The following is a 4,983-nucleotide window of genomic DNA, read 5'->3' as shown; positions in this document are numbered from 1 at the left end:
GACTCGGTGGGGGTGGTGTCCACCGTGTCGGGGGGATCGGTCTTCGGCGCGGCGTGGATGGCGGCGCGGGGGCGGGGGGAGCCGGACGAGGCCTTCCTGGAGCGCATGGGCGCGGAACTGTCCAAGGGCTTCATCGGGCGGACGATCCGGCCGCGCCTGGTGAAGCTCCTGCTCCCGGGCTACACGCGCACCCACGCCATCGCGGAGACCTTCGATGGCCTCTTCTTTGAGGGCCTGACGCTTTCGGGCCTGCCCGCGAGCCCGCGCCTGGTGATGAACGTCTGCGTTCTCAACCACGGGCAGACGGGAAAGTTCGCGCGAAAAGGCTTCAAGTGCGTGGGGCTGGCCCCGCCCGGCGGCGGGGTGAGCGAGTGGGCCCCCCTGCCGGACTACCCCGTGGCGCTGGCGGCGGCGGCGTCGGCGGCCTTCCCCGTGGGCCTGCCCCCGGTTTCCCTGGGGCGGGGCCGGGGAGGGGTCCCCGAGGGCTGGGGGACCACCGAGGACCTGAGGCGCATGAAGGAGTTCGTGCTGACGGACGGCGGGGTGCTGGAGAACCTGGGCATCGAGACGGTGCTGAACGCCGAGAGCGAGTTCGCCGGGTGGGACGTGGCGGCCAGCGACGCGGGGGCGCGGGAGGCGGCGTGGGGGCCGGAGGGCCTGCGGGACCGGGTGAGGGGCTGGCTCATGGGGGCCCTGAGCGCGCCCGTGCTCGAGCGCATCGCCACGGTGATGAACCAGAAGGAGGACCGCCACATGCGCCACGGCCTCTTCGCCGAGCGGGAGAAATCCTGGCTCGTGGAGGCCCTGCGCGAGCCGGAGGTGGCCGCGCGCCCCGACCTGCGGGCCTATCTCGCCGCCGAACCCGAGCGGCCCGCGCGCCGGGTGCTCATGGTGCGCGTGAACCAGGACTGGGACCACTTCGTCAGGAAAATCCCGCGCTGGCGCCTCCTGGGGCTGGCCGCCGACTTCGAGGCCCGCACGGGGCGGAGCGCGCCGGACCTGCCCCTCTGGGACGACCTTCCGGCCAAGGAGGCCTTTCTCGAAGCCGTGGGGGCCGGCCTGGGTCCTGCCAGAGAGATCTACGCGGCCATGGGCGGGGCGGCGGCGGCCGAGCGCGCGAACCACATCCCCACCGGCTTCAGCGCCGTGGACCCCTCGGACCTGAAGGTCCTCTCCGACCACGCCCGATGGCAGGTCTGGGCCAACAAGGCTGTGTATTGGGGGTGAGACGCGAGAGGGGAGAGAAGAGGCAATTGGAAATTGGGATTTGGGATTTCGGATTTAGAAACAAAGGCGACAGCGGAATCCGTGGGGCGGGCGCCCTCGCCCGCCAGACACAGGGATCAAAGGCCGCGGCCGGGGGCGGCCGCGCCACACAACCCTAAAACATTGTGGGGCGGGCGGCCACGGAGGGCCGACCCTACCGCGCGAGTGCTTCGTAGCGGCCGATGGTTGCATCGGCCGGGGCGGGTTTTGTTGGGGAGGGCCTCCGCGCCCTCCTCTGCGGTGTGAGCGCCTTGAAATGCGGTTGAAAATAGGTGGCTGTCCCTATTTTAAGTCTCTGGCGGTGCAGACGCGGTTGCGGCCTTCCTGCTTGGCGCGGTAGAGGGCCTGGTCGGCGGAATCCACGAGGGTGCGCCAGGAGAGGGCGGGATCGGGGACGACGGTGGCCACGCCCAGGCTGAGGGTGAGGACGCCTCCGGGGAGGCCCGCGTGGGCGATGGAGAGGGCGGCCACGGCGGCGCGGAGGCTTTCGGCGAGGGCTTCGGCGTTCTGGATATCGGTCCCCGTCAGGACGAGGGCGAATTCCTCGCCGCCGTAGCGGGCGGCCAGGTCTCCGGCGCGGTTGGCGGCTTCGGCGAGGAGGGCGGCGACTCGGACGAGGGCCGCGTCCCCCGCGGGGTGTCCGTAGGTGTCGTTGTAGGCCTTGAAGCCGTCCAGGTCGGCCATGAGGAGGGAGAGCCAGCCTCCCGTGCGGGCCAGTTGTCGCCACTGGGCCTCGATGTGGGCGTCGAAGCGCCGCCGGTTGGCGAGTCCGGTGAGGGGGTCCTGGGCCGAGAGTTCGGCGAGGCGGTCGTTGGCGGTCCTGAGTTCGCGGGTGCGCTCCTCCACGAGGGCCTCGAGGACGACGCGGCGGGCTTCGAGGCTGCGCACGCGAAGCCGGACGGCTCCGGCGAGGAGGGCGACGCCCGCCACGATGCAGAGGAAGAGGAAGGGAGCCGTCTGGTAGAAGCGGGGCTTCTGGACGAGGGTGAGGGAGGCTCCCTGGGCGTTCCAGACCCCGTCGTTGTTGCAGGCCGTGACGCGGAAGGTGTACTTCCCCGGCGGGAGGTTGGTGTAGGTCGCCACGCGCCGGGTTTCGGCGCGCACCCAGTCGGGGTCGAAGCCTTCGAGAACGTACCGGAACTGGACGCGCTCCGGGGCCACGAAGGAGAGGCCGGTGTAGTGGATGTCGAGGCGGTTGCGGCCGGGAGGGAGGACGATCTCGGCCGCCGCCTCGCGCGGCACGCCGTTGACGACGACCCGTTCCACGAGCACGGGCGGGGGCTGGGCGTTGAAGCGCCGCTCGTCGGGGTCCACCACGACCACGCCCCGGATGGTGGGAAACCAGAGGCGTCCGTCGCGGGCCCTGATCCCGGCGGGGACGAAGCCGCCGTTGCACTCGGCGCTCCGCATGCCGTCGGCCACGCCGAATTCCGTGACGGGCACTCGGGGAAGCCGCCCTTCGGCGCAGTCCACCATGTCCTGGATGCGCGCACGGTAGACGCCGCGGTTTCCGCTCATCCAGACGTGGCCGAGGTCGTCTTCGAGAATCTGGTAGGCCGTGTCGTCGGGCAGCCCCTGGGCCTTGGAGATCCGGTCCACCCGGCTCCCGCGCATCAGAAAGACGCCGGAGCCGATGGTGCCGATCCAGAGGGCGCCTCGAGCGTCCTCGTGCATGTGCGTGACGATGGCGTTGCCGATGGCCTCGCGGCCCTCGAACCCCGTGAAGCGCCCGTTCTCGAACAGGCTCAGGCCCCCATACGTGCTGACCCACAAGCGGCCGCGGCTGTCCTCGAAGATGAGGTTCACCAGCCCCCCGGTACTCGCCCCGGTGGGGGAGAAGGACTGGATGGCGCGGCCCTCGATGCGGCAGAGGCCGCCGCCGTTGGTTCCCGCCCAGAGGATGCCCCGCCGGTCTTCGTAGACGGCGATGACGCGGTTGGTGGGGAGTCCGTCGGCGGTGGTGAGGGTCGTGATCTTCCCGTTCTGGACCCGGGCCAGGCCGCCGCCGTCGGTCCCGACCCAGAGGGCCCCAGAGCGGTCCTCGCAGAGGCTCCGGATCAGGTCGTTCGGCATTCCCTCGGCGGTCGTGAGGCGTGTGAAGCGCCCGTCCTTGAACCGGTTGATCCCGCCGCCGTTGGTGGAGATCCAGAGGCTCCCGTCCCGGGTTTCAAGGAGGCCGATGGCGAAGTCGTTGGAGAGGCCCTCGGGAACTCCGAAGGTGGCGAAGGGGCCGTCGTGGAGGCAGTTGAGGCCGCCTCCGTTGGTGCCGATCCAGAGGTTCCCCTCGCCGTCCTCGCAGAGGGCCCGAACCACGTCGTAGGGGAGCCCGTCGCGGGTTGTGAAGGAACTCCAGCGGCCTTCGTGGAGGCGGCTCAGGCCGCCGCCGAAGGTGCCCACCCAGAGGTTCCCGTCGCGGTCCTCGAGCAGGCACGTGATGCGGTCGCTCGTGAGGCCGTCCTTCGTGGTGTAGACGCGCAGGCGTCCATTCTGCAAGGCGCAGAGGCCCTGGTTGTAGGTCCCGATCCAGAGGGTGCCGTCCCGGCCGCGGTGCACGGCGTAGACCACCGGCTCGGGCAGTCCGGGCACGGTCTCGAACCGGCCGCCCGCAAAGCGGCACAGACCGCCGCCGTTGGTCCCGATCCAAAGGTCGCCCGTGATCGGGTCCTCGTAGAGGGTGAGGATGCTGTTGTGGGGAAGGCCCTCCCGGGTCGTGAAATTGGTGAAGACGCCGTCCTTGTACCGGCTCAGACCGCCTCCGTAGGTGCCCGCCCAGACGGCGCCGTCGCGGGTGCCGCAGAGGGACGTGACGTTGTCGAAGACGAGGCCGTCCTTCGAGTCGAGGACCGTGAAGGCGCCGTTCTCCATGCGCAGGAGGCCGCCCCCGTTGGTTCCCGCCCAGAGCGTTCCGGAAGCATCCAGGCAGACGTCGCGGATGTTGTTGCGCACGATGGCGGGGGTGTTCCACTTGTCGAACACGGTGAAGGAGACGCCGTCGAAGCGGACGATGCCCTCCTGGGTGGCGAGCCAGAGGTAGCCCGTGCGGTCCTGGAGGATGGCGGTCACCGAGTTCTGCGGGAGGCCGTCCTCCGAGAGCCACGAGGAGTGGATGTACTGGGTGGGAGCCTTGCGGGGATCCAGCGCCCAGGATGCGGGGACGCAGAAGGCCGCCGCCACAATGGCCGCGGCGACGGGTCTCCAGATCCTCGCGGGCGTCATGGGGAAATCCTAGCACGGGAGGGAGGGAGGGGGAAGGCTGAAAATAATTAGGGACAGCCACCTATTTTGTGAGACGGGAAGCGGGAGACGGAAAAAAGGCGAAAGGCAGAAGGCGAAAGGAAAAGAAAGGGCATTTGGGATTTGGGATTGCGGACTTGAAGACAAGGGCGAAGGGGCATTTGGGACTTGGGATTCGAGATTGCGGATTAGAAAACAAAGGCGAAGGGGCATTTGGAGATTGGGATTTGGGATTGAGAGACAGAGGCAGAAGCGGAACCCGTGGGGCGGGCGCCCTCGCCCGCCGGTCTCCCGACCGGAGCAAAACGTGAGACGGTAGACGAAAGACGCGGGCCTCTGGTGCGGCCGATCCTCGCATCGGCCGAGGAGGGTTCGTAGGGGAGGGTCTCCGCGCCCTCCCCTGAGAAAATAGGTGGCTGTCCCTAATTTCTTTTTTCGGGCAGGAGTTCGAAGGTGTACATGACGCCGAGGGTGGGGGCGGTG

2 protein-coding genes are annotated in these 4,983 nt (G+C 69.3%); one reads left to right on the top strand and one right to left on the bottom strand.

From position 1 onward, the window contains the following. A partial coding sequence (locus AB1824_12990) for a patatin-like phospholipase family protein (protein ID MEW5765876.1) occupies positions 1 to 1,227 on the top strand: 1,227 nt, incomplete at its 5' end. Positions 1,228 to 1,548: 321 nt separating this feature from the next. On the opposite strand, the gene AB1824_12985 is transcribed toward AB1824_12990, so the two are convergent. Then, positions 1,549 to 4,482 carry a two-component regulator propeller domain-containing protein gene (locus AB1824_12985; protein MEW5765875.1) on the bottom strand — a complete coding sequence of 978 codons (2,934 nt, stop codon included), beginning with the start codon at positions 4,480 to 4,482 and terminating at the stop codon, positions 1,549 to 1,551. Positions 4,483 to 4,983 lie beyond the last annotated feature (501 nt).

Source organism: Acidobacteriota bacterium, from assembly GCA_040752915.1.
In the GTDB taxonomy this organism is placed as follows: domain Bacteria; phylum Acidobacteriota; class UBA4820; order UBA4820; family DSQY01; genus JBFLVU01.
The sequence above is the reverse complement of the archived record's forward strand: the minus strand, read 5'-3'. Positions and strand labels throughout refer to the sequence as shown.